The organism is Labrys sp. E2SS-1L, assembly GCF_057073705.1.
The window spans coordinates 233,348-250,211 of the sequence record NZ_CP172714.1; the positions used below are offsets into that span (position 1 = coordinate 233,348).

Sequence of the window (16,864 nt, forward strand, 5' to 3'; positions counted from 1 at the left end):
TGCTACGCGCTGCTCTGGCTCTCCCTTTCATGGCCGTGATGGGAATTCCGGCACGTGCAGCGAGCCCGCCTCGCCTGGTCGCGCTGGATCTGCTGGCGACCGAGCTTCTTGTCTCGCTCGGCGTCAATCCCGTGGCCGTGGCCAATGTCGCGCTCTATCACAGGCTCGTCGCCAAGCCGGCGCTTGCCGATGAGGTCATGGACCTCGGGCCCCTGCTCGAGCCCAATGCCGAGCTGCTGCAGGCTATCCGACCCGATGCCATCGTCATGGCGGCCTGGCAGGCCGGGCCTCTGCGCCGCTTGCGCGAAATCGCGCCGCTGGTTCCCCTCGATGCGGCCTCGGCCGGCAAATCCGGCGTCGCCCAGGCGATCGGGCTGCTCGTCCAGCTCGCGGAGCTGACCGGCAGGAAGGAGGCGGCGCAGGCCCTCGCTTCGCAGCTGGAGGCGACGTTTGCCGAGGCACGCACCGCCCTCGCCGGGCGAACCCGCCGATCCCTTTATGTCGGCCGCTTTGCCCAGGACGGCCGCACGGTTGCCTTGTTCGGCGGCACCGGATTGATCGGCGACAGCCTGACCCGGCTCGGCCTCGTCAATGCCTGGCGCGGGCGCGTGAACGGATCGGGCGTGATCTCGGTGGGCATCGACCAGCTGGCGGGCGATCCCGAGGCCAGGATCGTGCATTTCGACCGGGGCGTGGAGACCCGCAACGCCCTGGCCCGGCTTGCCGACAATCCGCTCTGGCGCGCTCTTCCCGCCGTCAAGGCCGACAGGCTGACGATGATGCCGGTGATCTACCCCAATGGCGGCGTCGCCTCGGCGATGCGCTTTGCTCGCCAGCTCGCTGAAAGTCTGCCGCACGATGCCTGAAGCCCGACTTGCAGCCAGCGGCCGTGACAGCGTCATCGGCGGGATCTCCGGCTGGATCATGGTCGGTGCCATCCTCCTCGGCCTCGCCGCGGCCCTGTTCCTGCTCAACCTTTCCCGCCTGGTCCCGCCTGCGGCCTGGCCGGCCCTGCTGGCCGGTGCCGACGACCTTCGCGCAATCATGGCGCGGGACGAGCTGGCCCCCCGCTTCTGCGCCGGCCTCCTCGGCGGCGGCGCTCTCGGCCTGGCCAGCGTGGTTCTCCAGCAGGTGCTGCGCAACCCGCTCGCCGAACCGGGAACGCTGGGGATCTTCGCGGGGGCCAAATGCGCCATCGCCGCCTCGATCGTCTGGGCACCCGGACTGTTGTCGCTGGGCTGGGACCTGCCGGCGCTGGCCGGAGGCCTGGGCGTCGCCGTCTTCGTCCTCCTGTTTTCGGCGCGGTCCGGCTTCGCGCCGGCGACGGTCACCCTGGTAGGGCTGATTGCCTCGCTCGTCTTCGGCGCTTGCGGCACCATGCTGGTGCTTACCCATTTCGACACCCTCGGCGATCTCTACATCTGGGAGGCTGGTTCGCTCATCCAGAACGGATGGGGAAGCGTGCTGGCCCTGGGGCCGAAACTCGGCCTGGTGTCGCTGGCGATCGTCCTTCTGATGCGCCCGCTCTCGGCCATGCAGATCGAGGGCGCGGAGCGGCTGGGCGTACGGACGTCGCTGGTCAGGGGCGCGACCATGCTCGCCGCCGTCGGGCTGAGCGCGTTGGTCGCGAGCACGGTCGGCCTGATCAGCTTCCTCGGCCTTGCCGGCGCAGCCATCGCGCGAGGCGCCGGCGCGAGGCGGCTGTCGACCCGCCTGATCGCAGCCCCGCTGATTGCCGCGGGCCTGCTGGTGCTGACCGACCAGGCCCTGCTGGCGCTGGCCGGCGGCATCGAGATTCCCGCCGGCATCACCGTCATGCTTGTCAGCGTTCCCCTGCTGCTCTGGATGCTGCAACGCACGCCCGTCGCCAGCAGTGCTCCCGCAGCGATGAGCGCACCGATGCGGCTGCAGGTCGGCACCGCGCCGGCCTTCATCGGCCTTGGCTCGGCCCTGATTGCGAGTTTCGCCCTCGCCGCCACGCTCGGCCCCGGCCCCGATGGCTGGCAACTCGCCCATGGCAGGCTGCTCGCCGAGCTGTCGATCTGGCGTCTGCCGCGCATCACGGCCGCCTGCTGCGCCGGCGCCATGCTTGCGATGGCGGGCTCGCTGCTCCAGCGCCTGACCCGCAACGCGATGGCCAGCCCCGAGCTCCTCGGCATCTCCTCGGGAACCGCCCTGATGCTGCTGGTGGCGACCCTGTTCCTGCCGGGCCTCGACCGCTCTGGCACGGCGGCGCTGTCCTGCCTGGCCTGTCTCGCCATACTGGGCTGCGTGCTCCGGCTTAGCCGGCGCTCGGCCTTTGCTCCCGACCATCTTCTGCTGATCGGGGCCGGCCTCGGCGCGTTGCTGGCTTCATTGCTGTCGATCCTGCTCGTCATCGGCGATCCCCGGATTCTGCGGGTGATCGGCTGGCTGTCGGGCTCGACCTATTCGGTCGATGCCGCCGAGGCACGCGCCATCGTCCTGGCAACGGCCCTTGCTCTGTTGCTGCCCTTGCCGTTGGTGCGCTGGATCGGCCTGATGCCGCTGGGCGAGCCGGTCGGCCGCTCGCTCGGCGTACCGATCGCCAGTGCGCGCCTTGCCATCGTGCTGGTCGTCGCCGTGCTGACCGGCATCGCCACTTTGTTCGTGGGGCCGTTGAGTTTCGTCGGCCTGATGGCGCCCCATCTGGCACGACGCCTCGGCACGCGGACGGCACTGGCCGAAATCTACGGTTCGGCCCTCGTCGGCGCCGTGCTGATGGTCCTGGCCGACTGGGCAGGCCGCACCATCGCCTTTCCCTGGCAGATCCCGGCCGGGCTGATCGCGACGGCCCTTGGCGGCGCCTATTTCGTCATGACGGCCTGGAAGCGATGACAGCCACCATGCTCGCCACTCTCTTCCAGGGCCCGCTGGCCTTCCTCGCCGACAATCTGGTGCTGGGGGAGGACGCCCGCGCCCTCATTCCCGCGACCGCCCTGGTCGAGGGCGAGGATCTCACACTTCTCCTGGCCCGCTTCGCCGGGAACTACCAGGAGCCGGAGCCAGTCGCGGTGGCGACGCTCTGGTCGAAATGGCATTTTTCGATCCTGATACCGCCCGTCCTGGCCGCCAATATCATCGCCGGCTGGAATTTGCCGATCACAATCGGCGAGCTTGGCGTGGTCCTCTCCGAAGACGGCCGCACCGCTGCCCTGAGCCTGCCGCATGCAGGCAGCCCTCTTGTGCCAAGCACAGTCCGCGAGCGCTTCGAAAGCCTGGTCGATGGCCATCTCACCCCGATGATCGCGGCGATCTCGCGCGCCAGCGCCCTGCCCCGGAAAGTGCTGTGGAGCAATGCCGGAACCATCGTCGAGCACAGCCTGGGCGAGCTGGAGGCCTTCCTGGGAACCGGCCACCCAGGCCTCGACCAGGCCCGCGCCTTGCTGGCGACCCGGCGTTGGAGCGACGGCACGAGCAACCCCCTGTTCGAGCCCATCCGCTACAGCGCCGAAAAAGGGCGAAGGCGCCGGATCTGCTGCCTGCGCTATCGTATGGACGGCCTGAAACTGTGCAAGACCTGCCCCCTCGACTGAGGGCAGGCCATGGTCTGCTCAGGCAGCCGCCCGCGCCGCCGCAACGAAGGCAGCGACCTTGGCAGGGTCCTTGCGAAAGCCACCCGAGGCCAGCGGGCTGTTGGTATGGGTGAGCGAATCGACCGCCCAGGGGCGCACGGCGCGAATCGCCTCCCCGACATTGTCCGGGCCGAGGCCTCCGGCCAGGATGACGGGCAACTTGCTGCGCGCCACGATCTCACGGCTGAGCGACCAATCATGGGTCACGCCGGCTGCGCCGATGCCACCGATATGGGCTGCGACCGAATCGAGGATGAAGATGTCGGACACCGGCTCGAAAGCCGCGGCATGGTCGAGCGCCTCGGGGCCGGTCATCGGGATCGCCTGCAGGATCTTCAAGTCGGGATGACGCGCGAGAAGCGCGCTCCGCAACGCCTTCACCACCGCAGGCGTGACCTTGGCAATATCGCCGCACAGATGCAGCACGTCCGGCCTGACGGCATCGACCATGGCGGCGATCGCCTGCGGCTCGGCCTCGACCGACAAAGCGACGCGCGTCGCCTTGCCCGCGAGGGCGTCGACGATCTCGCGCGCCATCTCATTGCTGATCTCGCCGGGAAGGCCGCGGTCGGAGGGCGTCACGCCCAGGCAATCGACGCCAAGCGCCGCCAGTTCGAGCGCCTCGGCGGCGGTCTGCATCGTATAGATCTGTACTTTCATGGATGGGCCTTGTTCAGATGGATTTGGGGAGGATGGCATTGACCATGCGCTCCTCGTTGAGCTGGGCCGTGTCGGGCGAACGCGCGACCAGGACGGCATAGAGGGCATCGACCAGCGTCAGCTGCGCGATCTGGGCCGCCATCGGCTCGCTGCGCAGTTCATGGGAGACGCTGACCAGCACGACATCGGCAAGGCGTGCCAAAGGCGAGCGCCGGTTGCCGGTGATGCACAGGGTCGAAGCGCCCTGCGTCCTGGCCTCCTGCAGGAGGAGCACCGGATCGTTGGTGATGCCGGAATAGGAAATGGCCACGGCGAGATCTCCCGGCCCGAGCAGGGAGGCGTGCATGAGCTGGAGCTGCGAATCGACCGGCGCGTCGCAGCGCAGGCCCAGGCGAAAGCAGCGCTGATAGAAGGCCTGGGCCACGATGCCCGACCCGCCGATGCCGCCGATCAGGATGTGGCGGGCGCCGGCGACGAGATCGAGGGCGCGGGCGAAGTCGCCCTGGTCGAGCATCGACAAGGTGTCGCTGATGGCCTGGATATTCGCATTGAATACCCGTTTGGCCCAGCCGAGATCGCCATCGGCGCCGGCCGCGCTTTCGTCCGGCCGGGCGGCCGAACGTTCGCCGGTATCGCGGACAAGGGCGAGCTTGAGATCGGTGAAGCCGGCAAAGCCCGCGGTGCGGCACATGCGCAAGACCGTAGTGTCGCTGACCTCGACGGTCTGGGCGATGGCCGACATGGATTGGCGGATCGCCAGGTCGACATGGTCGAGGATCCACAGCGCCACGCGCCGTTCCGATTCGGAAAGAGCGGGCAACGCGCTGCGCAGCCGGCTCGCTGCCTGCCCCCCAGCCGCATTCTTGGCCTGATCGATCATGCCTGCCTCGAATCTTGCACTTGCCGTCCAGCTTCTAGCACGACCTTGTTTGTGGTGCCACTGTAGACATGTCTTTCCCAATGTGGCACCACTGCATTCAATCAAACCGAGCATATGAAACCGGTGGGGAAGGATTGAAGACATGCGTTTGCGCGCACTTGCACTCGGCGTTGTGGCGTCCCTGGCCGCGTCCTTGGCAATGAACCTGTCGGCACTCGCCGGTGAGCTGACCTTCTGGCACGCCTATTCGGGTCAGAAGGACAAGGTCGATTTCATCACCTACGCCCTGGACGAGTTCGCCAAGGCCCATCCCGACATCAAGCTCGACGTGGTGGCGGCCGAGCAATCGGCCTACAAGACCAAGCTCAACACCGCCATGGCCTCCGGCAACCCGCCGGACGTGTTCTATACCCTGCCGGGTGGCTTCCTCGGCGCCTTCGTGGCCGGCCACCAGATGTATGCCCTCGACGCCGACCTCGCCAAGGATGGCTGGGGCGAGAGCTTCCTGCCCACGGCCCTGGCGCAGACCAGCATCGGCGGCCATGCCTATGCCGTACCGATCGACATCGACGCCGCCGTGTTCTGGTACAACAAGGCCCTGTTCGCCGAAAAAGGCTGGACGGTCCCCGCCAGCTATGACGAATTCCTGGCCCTGTGCGAGAAGATCAAGGCCGACGGCCTGGTACCGATGGCGCTGGGCAACAAGGATTCCTGGCCGGCCACCTTCTGGTTCCAATATCTCGAAATGCGCCTGAAGGGTTCGGGCCTGGTCTCCGACATCGTGGCGGGCAAGGCCGACACGTCGCTCGCCCCGGAGGCCACCGAGGCCTTCACCCGCATCGCCAGCCTGTCCTCCAAGGGCTATTTCCCCGTCGGCTTCAACGGTATGAGCGACCAGGAAGCCAACATGCTCTTCCTCAACGGCCAGGCTGCGATGATGCTCAACGGCACCTGGCAGATCGGCGCCTCCGCCGACGCGCCCGAGGGCTTCGAGCTCGGCTTCTTCCCCTTCCCCGCCGTGGCCGGTGGCAAGGGCAACCCCGGCGACGTGCTGGGCGGCGTCGCGGCCGCCTTCGGCATCGCCGAAAAGACCGCCAACAAGAAGGACGCGGTCACGCTGCTGCGCTTCCTCACCTCGCCGGCGGTGATGACCAAATATGTCGAGCTGCGCAAAACCATGGTCACCGTCAAGGGCGCCACCACTGAGGCCGCCGCGGGGCCGGTGCTCTATGCCATCAGCAACGATTTGATGAGCAAGGCCGGCAAGCTCGATCCCTTCTACGACACGGCCATGCCGCCCAAGGGCACCGATGCCTATTACACTTCGCTGCAGGGCGTGCTCGACGGCTCGGTCGCACCGGCTGACGCCGCCAAGCGCGTGGAAGACGCCCTGAAGGCGAAATAGGCGCCTTCAGGCCAGGAGAGACGCATCCCATGGCAATGCAGGAAGCAGGAAAGGACTCGTCGGCCGGCCGTGATGCGCGCTATGCGTTCGCCTTCCTGGTGCCGACGCTGAGCCTGGTCGGCCTCTTCGTCGCCTATCCCGTGCTGCATTCGGGCGTGCTGTCCTTCTACCAATGGAACGGCTCGGCCACCCCCGTCTTCGTCGGCCTCGACAATTTCGTCCGCCTGGCCGGCGACGGCTTCTTCTGGGCGGCCCTGGCCCGAAACCTCGCCGTCGCCGTCTCGGCCATCGTGCTGCAGGTGCTGATCGCCCTTGTCATCGCCTATTGCCTGGTGCGCGTCGTCGGCGCGGTCGGACGCTTCTTCCTGTTTCTCTATCTCGTCCCGGTGATCGTCAGCGAAGTGTGCATCGGCCTGCTCTGGCGCTTCATCTACAATCCCTATTTCGGGCTGCTCAATGCCGGGCTGAAGGCGGTCGGCCTCGGCAGCCTCGCCTCGGGCTGGCTCGGTCAGTCTTCCACCGCCTTCGCCGCCGTGGTGGCGGTGATGAGCTTCACCTATCTCGGCCTCTACGTGCTGCTGTTCGTCGCCGCCATCCGCAACGTGCCCGAAAGCGTGTTCGAGGCGGCCGAACTCGACGGGGCCGGCCATTGGCGCTCCTTCGTCTCGGTCACCGTACCCATGGTGTGGGACACGGTGCGCGCCAATGTGCTGCTCTGCGTCATCGGCTCGCTGAAGACCTTCTCCCTGGTCTTCGTGCTGACCAATGGCGGCCCCAACCATGCCAGCGAGGTCGTCTCCACCTATCTCTACAAGGTCGGCTTCAACGCCTTCGAGATGGGCTATGCCGCCACCATCGGCTTTGCCCAGATGCTGCTCACCGCCATCGGCGCCTTCATCGTCTTCCGCGCGCTGCGCGGTCGCGCCGCCGGCAGGGAGGCGTGAGCATGCCGGCCCTGTCCCGCTGGAGCCCGACGCGCCTCGGCGTCCTTGCCTTCCTGTCGCTCCATGTGGCGATCGTGGTGTCGCCCTTCGCCTGGATGGCCTACAGCACGCTCAAGACCAACAAGGAGTTCATGCGCTCGGTGTGGTCGCTGCCGGCGGCCCCGAGCCTCGACGCCTTCGTCCAGGCCTGGAGCAATGGCGCGCTCGGCACCTATTCCCTGAACTCGCTGATCGTGATGGCCGGCTCGACCCTCCTCGCCGTCGCCGCGGCCACGGCCGGTGGCTACGGGCTCGCCATCTACCGCCCGCGCTGGTTGGCCGGCGTCGAGGCCGGGCTGATGGTCGCCATGGCGATCCCCGCCTATGTCGCGCTGGTGCCGCTGGTGGTGGTACTGCGCACGATGGGCCTGCTCGACACCCATCTCGGTGTGATCCTGCCGACGGCGGCCTTCAACGTGCCGGTGACTCTGTTCATCATGCGCGCCTTCTTCGTCACCCTGCCACGCGAACTGATGGATGCGGCGCGCATCGACGGCTGCAGCGAATTCGGCATCTTCTGGCGCATCGCGGTGCCGCTCGCCCGGCCGGCCATGTTCACCGCCGCCATCGTCAACATGATCTGGGTGTGGAACGACTTCCTCTTCCCGCTCGTCTTCATCAACACGCCGGCGAAGAAGACGCTGCCGGTGGGCTTGGCCGATTTCGTCGGCGAGCACATCACCAACTATCCGGTGATGCTGGCGGCCATCTTCATCGCCGCCCTCGCCCCGCTCATCCTCTTCGTCCTGTTCGAACGCCAGATCACCGCCGCCCTGACCGGCGGCGCCGTCAAGGAATGACTATTCAAGGAGTGCCCGCATGTCGTCCAAAGAGCTCGATTTCGCCAGCCGTGCCGTGTTCTACGCGCCCGAGCCGGAATCACAGTCGATCAGCTATCCCATCTACATGTCGGCCAACTTCCAATATGCCGGCGACATCTACGACCAGATCGTGGCCGGCGCGCGCAAGGACGTGAACATCTACAGCCGCTGTGGCAATCCCACCGAATACAAGTTCGAGGAGCACATGGCGCAATTGACCGGGGCGGAGGCCTGCCTCGCGACCGCCTCGGGCATGGCCGCGATCTCCCATGCCCTGTTCGGCATCCTCAAGGCAGGCGACCACATCGTCACCGACCTCACCACCTATTCCAGCACCCACGAGTTCTTCGACCACCGCATCGGCGATTTCGGCATCACCGTCAGTTTCGTCGACACCACCGATCCCGTCCAGGTCGAGCGCGCCTTCACCGACAAGACCAAGGTGCTCTATTTCGAGGCGCTGGCCAATCCGACCATGAAGGTGCCGCCGATGCGCAAGCTGGTGGAGCTCGCCCATAGCCGCGGCATCGTGGTGATCTGCGACAACACCTTCGCCAGCCCCGCCGTGTGCCAGCCGCATGCCTTCGGCGTCGACGTGGTGGTGGAGAGCGCCACCAAGTTCATCGGTGGTCACAATGACGCGGTCGGCGGCATCATCACGCTCAAATCCGAGATCCTGCCAAAGGACTGGCTGGAGGACGTGCGCTGGAACACGCTCAACAAGCTGGGCGCACCGCTCTCGCCCTTCAATGCCTGGCTGCTGCTGCGCGGGGCCCAGACCCTGGCGCTACGGCTCGAGAAGCAGTGCGCCAACGCCGCCGCCCTCGCCCGCTATCTGGAGGGGCACGGCAAGGTCAAGCGCGTGTTCTATCCGGGCCTGCCCTCGCACCCCAACCACGCCTCAGCCAAGGAGCAGCTGCGCAATTTCGGGGCGATGCTGTCCTTCCAGGTGGAGAGCGAGGAACATGGCGTGCGCCTGCTCAAGCGGCTGAAGCTGTGCTCCTTCGCCGCCAGCCTCGGCGGCCTGCGCACCACCACGCAGATGCCCGGCACCATGGCGTTCCTCGACATCCCCTCCCAGGAACGCCAGGCCATGGGCATCGTCGACGGCCTGGTGCGCTTCTCGGTCGGCATCGAGCATGCCGACGACATCATCGCCGACGTCGCCCAGGCGATCGATCAGATGCATGTCGAGGTCTAGAATAGAGTCGCATCCGCCGTTCAGCGCCAAAGCGAAGATCATGCCGGCAGTGGCAATCCTCGGCGACATCAATGTCGACCTTACCCTCCAGATCCCGGCCTACCCGCCGGAGGGCGGGGAAGGCATCGCCGAGCGCCAGAGCCATGGCCTGGGCGGTTCCGGCGCCAACACGGCCCGGATCCTGGCGGGCCTGGGCCTGCCGGTGCACTTCATCGGCAAGACCGGCAGGGACAATTGGGGAGACTGGTGCCTGGCCGCGATGCAGCGCGAAGGCGTCGAGACGCGCTGGGTCCGGCGTGACGAGGCCGAGCCAACCCAGCTCAATGTCGTGGTGGTCAGCGCGAGCGGCGAGCGCACCATGTTCGCCTATCGCGGCGCCAATGCCCGCCTGGCCGCGGAGGAAGTCGATCCGGCTGCCCTGGCCGGCACGGCTCTGCTGCATCTATCGGGCTATGCCCTGCTACAGGCGCCGCAGCGCGAGGCCGCCCTCCATGCGCTCGAACTTGCCAGGGCAGCGGGGGCTGCCGTCAGCCTCGACATTCCCGCCGGCATCACCGGTACGATCAGGGCGTTGGTTCTCCCTCTTTTGCCGGCAATCGATATCCTGTTCCTGGGCGAGGCCGATGCCCGTCTCCTTGCCGGCATCGGCAGCGATGCGGTTCTCGACCAGGCGGCCGAACGCCTCGTTGAGGCCGGCACCAAACAGGTCGTCCTCAAGCGTGGCGCCCTGGGATCCCTCGTCCATAGCCGACAGCCTCAGGTCGTCTCGCCTGCAGCCCAGGTCGAGGCCATCGATACGACCGGCGCGGGTGATGCTTTCGCCGCCGGCTATATTTTCGGCATCGTCAACGGCCTGGCGCCCGCCGGCGCCAGCGCCCTTGCCAATGCGGCGGGTGCCATCGCGGCCACGACCATCGGTTCGGGTGCCGGTGCCGTCGAGCGTCAAAATCTGGTGGCGATGATTGGAAACATGGATATCGAGCCCGCGCTGGCCGCCGGGATCATGGCCCTCCTGGAGGCCGGGCAGGATTGACCGCCCCTACTCCCCGTCATCCGGGATGTTCAGGACATGGCCGCAGGCCTTGCAATGCACCGCATCCGTCTCATGCCGGGAGAGCCCGCATTGGGGGCAGCTGAAATTCACCTTGTGCGGCCGCACGATCGCCTGGGCGAGGCGGACGAACAGCGACACGCCGATGATCATGGCGACGATGGAGGTGAGCTTGCCGAGATTGCCGGGCAAGGTGATGTCGCCAAAGCCCGTCGTCGTCACCGTGGCGACGGTGAAGTACAGGGCCTGGATATAGCCGTCGAAGCCGTTGGCGTAGAACATGGTGTAGACGAAGCTGGAGACCAGGAACAGAAACACCGTGAGATCGATCACGGCGCGCAGCGTGTCTTCCATCTGCCGGTAGCCCGATTTGCGCAGCGCCAGCGTGAACAGATTGCTCTTGCTCAGCGACCAGATGCGCAGCACGCGCAGGAACAGGTTGGAGAAGAAGGCGGGCACCACGAAAGTGGCGAGAATGGCCAGGTCGATCCAGGTCATCGGCCGCAGCACCCACTTCTTCAGGTTCGGCGCGACAAGGGCGCTGGCCGCGAGTTCGAGCACGATGATCGCCGCGACGATGGCATTGATGGCGGCATGCCAGGCCTCGTTCTTCATGCTCGGCCCGGCGATGAAGAAGACGAGAATGCCGACATCGATGACGAAGCGCAGGATCTGGAAACTGACGGCTTTCCGGCTCGAACCGAAATAAAGCCCCCGGAGCGTCTGGCGAATATCCGCGAGCGCGATCATGCCGCTTTTCCTCTCAACCATGGGCCTCCCTGTCCAACCGGATGTCATCCGGCGTTCAGACTAGGCCAAAGCGCGTTTGGGCGGAAACGCTGCCCTACCCTAACGTCGTGCTTGGCCAAATCCTTCCGATTCTTGTTCGCCCAAGCTGTTTACTCACAAGGTTGCGCAAACCCGCTATCCCCTTCGGGACCAGCTCTCACATCGCGCCACATCGCAAAATACGCTCCGACGGCAAGCAGCCGGTACCATCTTGACGACACCGAAAGGGGATGCGACCATAGTCCCTAAATAAGATATATATTCCATTATAATATCATTTTGGGGAGGATCCATGAAGCGCGCCCTCAGTCTGGCCGCAGCCCTGGCTGTACTTTTGTTGCCGGCGATCAGCCCGGCGATGGCCGCGCCGGAGAAAGGTGCTGTCATCGATGTCGCCACCATCGGCGAACCGCCGACGCTCGACCCGATGGCGAGCGCCACCGACATCGTCGGCATGGTCGGCCAGCACATTTTCGAGACCCTGTTCACCTTCGACCGCAACTGGAACGTCGCACCGCTGCTGGCCGAGGCGCTGCCCACGGTAAGCCCGGACGGCAAGATCTATGACATCAAGCTGCGCCAGGGCATCACCTTTCATGACGGCAGCGCGATGGATTCGGCCGATGTCGTCGCCTCGCTCAAGCGCTGGCTGACCGTGGCCTCCCGCGGCCAGCAGGTCGCCCCCAATGTCGCCGAGATCGCGGCTGTCAACCCGTTGACGGTGCGCATCACACTCAAGCAGCCCTATTCGCCACTTCCCGCTTTGCTTGCCTTCAACAATTCGGCCGCGGTGATCCTGCCGTCCGAGGACCAGGACGTGCCGCTCAGGCAGGTCATCGGTACCGGCCCCTACAAGCTCAAGGAGCGCAAGCCCGATCAATATATCCAGCTCGTGCGCTTCGAGGGCTATCGCTCGCGGGACGGCGAGCCTGATGGCTATGGCGGGGCGCGCAAGCAATATCTCGACGAGATCCGCTTCGTGCCGGTTCCCGATCCCAATACCCGGATCGAGGGCGCGGTCTCCGGCCAGTTCGCCTATGCGGATTCGCTGCCCGTCGAACAGTTCGACAAGATCAAGGCCGGCAAGTCGAAGCCGGTGCTGCTCGAACATTTCGGCTGGCCGATGATCCGCATGAACGCCAAGCAGGGCGTCCTTGCCGACATGCGTGTGCGCAAGGCGGTGCAGCTCGCGCTCAGCGAGAGCGACATGCTGGCGGCCGCCTTCGGCGACACCAAATTCTATGCCGTCGACGGCGCCATGTATCCGGAAGGCTATCCCTGGCGCACGGATGCGGGCGTCGAAGGCAATTATGATGTCGCCGACGTCGAAAAGGCCAAGGCCGAGCTCAAGAAGGCGGGTCTCGGCGAGGAGGTACCGCTGCGCATCCTCACCAGCCGCCAATACGAGTTCCACTACAAGATGGCGCAGGTCGCCGCCGAATATCTCAAGCTCGCCGGCTTCAAGGTGAAGATGGATGTCGTCGACTGGGCAACATTGGTGCAGCAGATCCAGAATCCGGCCTCCTGGGATATCTTCATCACCCACAGCCCCTTCCTGCCCGAACCCGCTTTGATCAACATCCTGGCGCCGGCCTCAGTCGGCTGGTGGGACACGCCCGACAGCCGGGCGGCAGTCGAGGCCCTCAACGCAACCTCAGATCCGGCCGAGCGGGTCAAGCACTGGCAGCGCGTGCAGGAACTGATCATGGCGGAGGCCCCGATCGTCAAGATCGGCGACTTCAGCGCCCTCTCGGCCAAGTCTCCCAAGCTCAAGGGGTTCGAGCCTTCGCCCTGGCCGGCCTTCTGGAACGTCTATCTCGAGCAATGATCGTCGCGGGGTCGCTCGCGTCCTGTCGTCTCGGTTGCGCTGCCCTTCACCCTTACCCTCTCCCCGTAAGGACGGGGCGAGGGGGACTTCGACCGAGCGCCTCACACTGAACACGCACTATCTGGCCCGACCGGGGGGCGAGATGAAAGGGTTGAGAAGCGATCACGACGCCTCTGCCCCCTCGCCCCGTCCTTACGGGGAGAGGGTAAGGGTGAGGGGCGGCACCACCCCAGAAAGGCCATGCGACGTAGTGTTCAACAGCCCGCCCGCACACGGAATTTCTGACACTCCCGATTTTTCGAAAGTCACATGCCATGACCACCCCAGCCCTCGCTTCGACCGCCATCGCCGAGATCGACGCTCTCTTCGCACCCTTCGCCAGCAAAACCTCGCCGGGCTTCGTGGTCGCGGTGACGCTCGGGGACGACGTCGTCTACCAGCGCTGCGCCGGCATGGCCGACCTTGCCCATGGCATCGAGCTGTCGCCGACCTCGGTCGTGCGCATCGCGTCCCAGAGCAAGCAGTTCACCGTGCTGCTGGCCCTGATGCTGGAAGCGGAAGGCAAGCTCTCGCTCGGCGACGACGTGCGCGAGCATTGCCCCTGGCTGCCGGCCTATGACCAGCCGATCACCTTGAGGCACCTGGCGGCCAACACCAGTGGCCTGCGCGACATCCTCGACACCATGATCCTGGCCGGCATTCCGATCCTGGCCCCGTCCTCGCGCGCCACCGCACGCGCCATCGTCGCCCGCCAGAAGGGCCTCAACTTCCCGCCCGATACGGACCTCCTTTACTCCAACTCCAATTTCCTGCTGCTGTCGGAAATCCTCGAACAGGTCTCGGGCCTCTCCTTCGACGATCTCCTGCGCGAGCGCATCACCGGCCCCCTCGGCATGCACGACACCAGGCTGATGGCCCGCGACGACGAGATCTATCCGCGCCTCGCCACCCATCACCGCCGCGGCCCCGGCGGATGCTGGCTCAAGGCGGCCTGGGGCATCGCCATCGGCGGCGAGGGCGGGCTGGTCTCGACGCTTCAGGACATGCTGGCCTGGCAGGCCAATCTACGCCGACCCAAGGTCGGCGACACCACGATGATCGCCCGCATGGAGGCTCCCGGCGCACTGATCAACGGCATCGCCTCCCCCTATGGCCTCGGTCTCGTCACCAGCCGGCACCGCGGCCTGCGCTGCGTCGGCCATAGCGGCTGGATCGCCGGCTCGCGCTCGGAATCGATCCGCATTCCCGAACGTGACCTCGGCATCGTCCTCCTCGCCAATCACGACGATTTCTCACCCTATGCCCTGACCCGGCGCATCGCCGACATCGTCCTCGGCCTGGAAGGCGGGCCGGCCCTGTCGCCCTCGGCGATCGCGTTGCTCACCGCCCGCGCGGGCACCTATCGCGAAGACGGCACCAGCGCCCTCATCCGTATCGCTAGCGAGGGCAGCACGCCCAGCCTGGTCTCCAGCATGGGGGCGTCGGAACTCGAGGAGGTGGCGCAGGGCCGCTTTCGGCCCCGGGCGGGGCTGGCCCCCTACGATCTCCTGATCCAGGCGGACGGCAGCATCGAGACCGAAAAGTTCGGCCGCCGCCGCCGGTTCAGGCTTGTCGACACCGTTCCGCCGGACCGGAGCGTCCTGCCGGCGGGGCGCTATCGCGACGAGTCGAGCGGGCTGGAGGCCCGTTTCCATCACCATGCCGACGGCCCGGGCCTGCGCCTGTCCTCGTCTTTCGGGACGCTCGATCTCGGTCTGGAGCCCTGCGATCGCGATCTCTTCCTCGCCCATCCGGCCAGCCGCGAGACGCATGACGCCTGGCGGGCGGCGCCATGGGAACTGCCCTGGCTGTTCAGCGTTCGCTGCCTGGAGGACGCCATCATCCTCAATTCCGACCGCAGCGCCGACATTGTGCTCCATCGCTTGGCCAATGCCTGAATCGCCCCCTGCAGAGGCTCGCTAAACGAACCGGCTTGACCAAACCCGGCATCGAGGGCATAGTGATACATAAATAAGTTATAGATTACATAGTAATGTAACAAGGGGATGCACTATGGGACGCTTGGCCCGACTGACTGCCCTGCTTGCACTGACATTGCTTCCGGCCGCCGGTCCGGCCTGGGCCGAACCCACCAAGGGCGGCGTCATCGACGTTGCTACCGTCGGTGAGCCCCCCACGCTTGACCCGATGGCTTCGACCGCCGACCTCGTCGGCATCGTTTCCCAGCATATTTTCGAAACGCTGTTCACCTTCGACAAGGATTGGGGCGTCACTCCGCTGCTGGCCGCCGAAATGCCGAAGATCTCGGCCGACGGGCTGACCTACACCATCCCCCTGCGCACCGGCATCAAGTTCCATGACGGCTCGGTGATGACCGCCGCCGATGTCGTCGCCTCGTTGCAGCGGTGGACGAAGATCGCCACGCGCGGCAAGCAGACGGCCGAGATGATCGCTGCCATCGACGCGATCGACGATCATACCGTCAAGATCACGCTCAAGAAGCCCTACGCACCACTGCTCGCTTTGCTTGCCTTCAACAATGCCGCCGCGATCATCATTCCGGCCAAGAATGCCGGGCAGGATCCCCTGACGAGCTTCATCGGCACCGGCCCCTACAAGCTCAAGGAGCGCAAGCCCGACCAGTTCATCCAACTCGCGCGCTTCGACGAGTATGCGTCCCGCCCGGGCGAGCCCAACGGCTATGGCGGCGCGCGCAAGCAATATCTCGACGAGATCCGCTTCGTGCCGGTGCCCGATCCCAATACCCGCGTCGAGGGTGCCGCATCAGGCCAGTTCGCCTATGTCGACTCCCTGCCTGTCGAGGCTTTCGACAAGATCTCCAAGGGCAAGACCGCCCCGGTCCTGCTGAAGCCCTTCGGCTGGCCTGTCCTCTTCATGAACAACAAGGAGGGCCTCGCCTCCGACATCCGCATCCGCAAGGCAATCCAGGCGGCGCTCTCCCCACAGGACATGATGCTGGCCGCCTTCGGCTCGGAGGAATTCTTCTCGGTCGACGGCGCCCTCTATCCCAAGGACTATCAGTGGCACACCGAAGAGGGAACGCAGCCCTACAAGCCGGAGGGTGACGTCGAAGCCGCCACCGCCTTGCTGAAGGAGGCGGGCTATGACGGCTCCAAGCCTCTGCGCATCCTGACCAGCCGCCAATATGAGTTCCACTACAAGCTGGCGCAGGTCGCCGCCGAATATCTCAAGGCGGCCGGCTTCAAGGTCGAACTCGACGTGGTCGAGTGGGCGACGCTGACCAAGAACCGCACCGACCCGAAATTGTGGGACATCTACATCACCCACAGCCCCTTCCTGCCCGAGCCGTCGCTGACCGGCTTCATGTCGGACACCTCACCCGGCTGGTGGGTCTCGGACAAGAAGCATGAGGCACTGGGCGCCTTCAACGCCGAGTCCGATCCCGCCAAGCGGCTGGCCTTGTGGCCGGCCGTCCAGAAAGCCTTCTACGACGAGGCTCCGGCCTACAAGGTCGGCAATTTCAATGCCCTCGCCGCCCAGGCCCCCAACCTGAAGGGCGTCACGCCGGCCCCCTGGCCCTATTTCTGGAACGCCTATCTGGAAGGCAAGTAAGGCCCCCTGCGGCCCCAAGAACGACCAGTGCCTCTGGGCTGACATAGCCTCCTTTTCTC

14 protein-coding genes are annotated in these 16,864 nt (G+C 65.9%); 11 read left to right on the plus strand and 3 right to left on the minus strand.

All coding sequences use genetic code 11. The features are described from left to right. Positions 1–29: 29 nt before the first annotated feature. Genes ACIGJE_RS33965 through fhuF form a run of 3 tightly spaced genes read left to right on the plus strand, consistent with a single transcriptional unit; the run spans position 30 to position 3,554 of the window. Complete coding sequence (locus ACIGJE_RS33965; protein ID WP_483681722.1) at positions 30–866, plus strand: ABC transporter substrate-binding protein; 837 nt, start codon at positions 30–32, stop codon at positions 864–866. Further along, a complete protein-coding gene (gene fhuB / locus ACIGJE_RS33970) occupies positions 859–2,856 on the plus strand; it encodes a Fe(3+)-hydroxamate ABC transporter permease FhuB (RefSeq protein ID WP_483681723.1) in 1,998 nt (665 codons plus the stop codon). Before ACIGJE_RS33965 ends, fhuB begins: the two co-directional genes overlap by 8 nt. After that, a complete protein-coding gene (gene fhuF, locus ACIGJE_RS33975) occupies positions 2,853–3,554 on the plus strand; it encodes a siderophore-iron reductase FhuF (RefSeq protein ID WP_483681725.1) in 702 nt (233 codons plus the stop codon). Before fhuB ends, fhuF begins: the two co-directional genes overlap by 4 nt. Before the next feature lie 18 nt (positions 3,555–3,572). On the opposite strand, the gene ACIGJE_RS33980 is transcribed toward fhuF, so the two are convergent. Together ACIGJE_RS33980 and ACIGJE_RS33985 are read right to left on the minus strand one after the other, a co-directional pair. After that, on the minus strand, positions 3,573–4,253 hold the full coding sequence (locus tag ACIGJE_RS33980) for a phosphoribosylanthranilate isomerase (protein WP_311940591.1): 681 nt from the start codon (positions 4,251–4,253) through the stop codon (positions 3,573–3,575). A gap of 13 nt (positions 4,254–4,266) precedes the next feature. Continuing rightward, complete coding sequence (locus tag ACIGJE_RS33985) at positions 4,267–5,133, minus strand: MurR/RpiR family transcriptional regulator (protein WP_483681728.1); 867 nt, start codon at positions 5,131–5,133, stop codon at positions 4,267–4,269. A gap of 142 nt (positions 5,134–5,275) precedes the next feature. Here ACIGJE_RS33985 and ACIGJE_RS33990 point away from each other — a divergent pair, with 142 nt between their 5' ends. The 5 genes from ACIGJE_RS33990 to ACIGJE_RS34010 are packed head-to-tail and all read left to right on the plus strand — an operon-like array spanning position 5,276 to position 10,576. Continuing rightward, positions 5,276–6,538: an ABC transporter substrate-binding protein gene (locus tag ACIGJE_RS33990; RefSeq protein WP_394313188.1), complete on the plus strand. Its 1,263-nt coding sequence runs from the start codon at positions 5,276–5,278 to the stop codon at positions 6,536–6,538. A 29-nt stretch (positions 6,539–6,567) separates the two neighbouring features. After that, entirely contained in the window at positions 6,568–7,482 is a 915-nt protein-coding gene (locus ACIGJE_RS33995; protein ID WP_483681730.1) for a carbohydrate ABC transporter permease, read from the plus strand. 2 nt (positions 7,483–7,484) lie between these two features. Continuing rightward, on the plus strand, positions 7,485–8,321 hold the full coding sequence (locus ACIGJE_RS34000) for a carbohydrate ABC transporter permease (protein ID WP_149250641.1): 837 nt from the start codon (positions 7,485–7,487) through the stop codon (positions 8,319–8,321). A gap of 19 nt (positions 8,322–8,340) precedes the next feature. Continuing rightward, positions 8,341–9,543, plus strand: coding sequence for a trans-sulfuration enzyme family protein (locus tag ACIGJE_RS34005; protein WP_483681733.1), 1,203 nt, complete (start codon positions 8,341–8,343; stop codon positions 9,541–9,543). A 40-nt stretch (positions 9,544–9,583) separates the two neighbouring features. Continuing rightward, entirely contained in the window at positions 9,584–10,576 is a 993-nt protein-coding gene (locus ACIGJE_RS34010) for a carbohydrate kinase family protein (RefSeq protein WP_483681735.1), read from the plus strand. Between the two features lie 6 nt (positions 10,577–10,582). On the opposite strand, the gene ACIGJE_RS34015 is transcribed toward ACIGJE_RS34010, so the two are convergent. After that, the gene (locus tag ACIGJE_RS34015; protein WP_246683519.1) at positions 10,583–11,344 is read right to left on the minus strand and encodes a potassium channel family protein; all 762 of its coding nucleotides are present in this window, start codon (positions 11,342–11,344) and stop codon (positions 10,583–10,585) included. A gap of 331 nt (positions 11,345–11,675) precedes the next feature. Between ACIGJE_RS34015 and ACIGJE_RS34020 the strand changes: the two genes are divergently transcribed. The 3 genes from ACIGJE_RS34020 (at position 11,676) to ACIGJE_RS34030 (ending at position 16,805) form a co-directional block, all read left to right on the plus strand. Next, positions 11,676–13,211 carry an ABC transporter substrate-binding protein gene (locus ACIGJE_RS34020; protein WP_415084181.1) on the plus strand — a complete coding sequence of 512 codons (1,536 nt, stop codon included), beginning with the start codon at positions 11,676–11,678 and terminating at the stop codon, positions 13,209–13,211. Positions 13,212–13,525: 314 nt separating this feature from the next. After that, entirely contained in the window at positions 13,526–15,148 is a 1,623-nt protein-coding gene (locus ACIGJE_RS34025; protein WP_415084180.1) for a serine hydrolase domain-containing protein, read from the plus strand. Positions 15,149–15,272: 124 nt separating this feature from the next. Then, positions 15,273–16,805 carry an ABC transporter substrate-binding protein gene (locus ACIGJE_RS34030; RefSeq protein ID WP_415084233.1) on the plus strand — a complete coding sequence of 511 codons (1,533 nt, stop codon included), beginning with the start codon at positions 15,273–15,275 and terminating at the stop codon, positions 16,803–16,805. Positions 16,806–16,864: the final 59 nt, after the last annotated feature.

Excerpts from the sequence above, each read along its gene's own strand:
- fhuF (WP_483681725.1), top strand. The coding sequence starts at position 2,853 with ATGACAGCCACCATGCTCGCCACTCTCTTCCAGGGCCCGCTGGCCTTC.
- ACIGJE_RS34010 (WP_483681735.1), top strand. The coding sequence starts at position 9,584 with ATGCCGGCAGTGGCAATCCTCGGCGACATCAATGTCGACCTTACCCTC.
- ACIGJE_RS33965 (WP_483681722.1), top strand. The coding sequence starts at position 30 with ATGGCCGTGATGGGAATTCCGGCACGTGCAGCGAGCCCGCCTCGCCTG.
- ACIGJE_RS34000 (WP_149250641.1), top strand. The coding sequence starts at position 7,485 with ATGCCGGCCCTGTCCCGCTGGAGCCCGACGCGCCTCGGCGTCCTTGCC.
- ACIGJE_RS34005 (WP_483681733.1), top strand. The coding sequence starts at position 8,341 with ATGTCGTCCAAAGAGCTCGATTTCGCCAGCCGTGCCGTGTTCTACGCG.
- ACIGJE_RS33995 (WP_483681730.1), top strand. The coding sequence starts at position 6,568 with ATGGCAATGCAGGAAGCAGGAAAGGACTCGTCGGCCGGCCGTGATGCG.
- fhuB (WP_483681723.1), top strand. The coding sequence starts at position 859 with ATGCCTGAAGCCCGACTTGCAGCCAGCGGCCGTGACAGCGTCATCGGC.
- ACIGJE_RS33985 (WP_483681728.1), bottom strand. The coding sequence starts at position 5,133 with ATGATCGATCAGGCCAAGAATGCGGCTGGGGGGCAGGCAGCGAGCCGG.
- ACIGJE_RS34020 (WP_415084181.1), top strand. The coding sequence starts at position 11,676 with ATGAAGCGCGCCCTCAGTCTGGCCGCAGCCCTGGCTGTACTTTTGTTG.
- ACIGJE_RS33990 (WP_394313188.1), top strand. The coding sequence starts at position 5,276 with ATGCGTTTGCGCGCACTTGCACTCGGCGTTGTGGCGTCCCTGGCCGCG.
- ACIGJE_RS33980 (WP_311940591.1), bottom strand. The coding sequence starts at position 4,253 with ATGAAAGTACAGATCTATACGATGCAGACCGCCGCCGAGGCGCTCGAA.
- ACIGJE_RS34015 (WP_246683519.1), bottom strand. The coding sequence starts at position 11,344 with ATGATCGCGCTCGCGGATATTCGCCAGACGCTCCGGGGGCTTTATTTC.
- ACIGJE_RS34025 (WP_415084180.1), top strand. The coding sequence starts at position 13,526 with ATGACCACCCCAGCCCTCGCTTCGACCGCCATCGCCGAGATCGACGCT.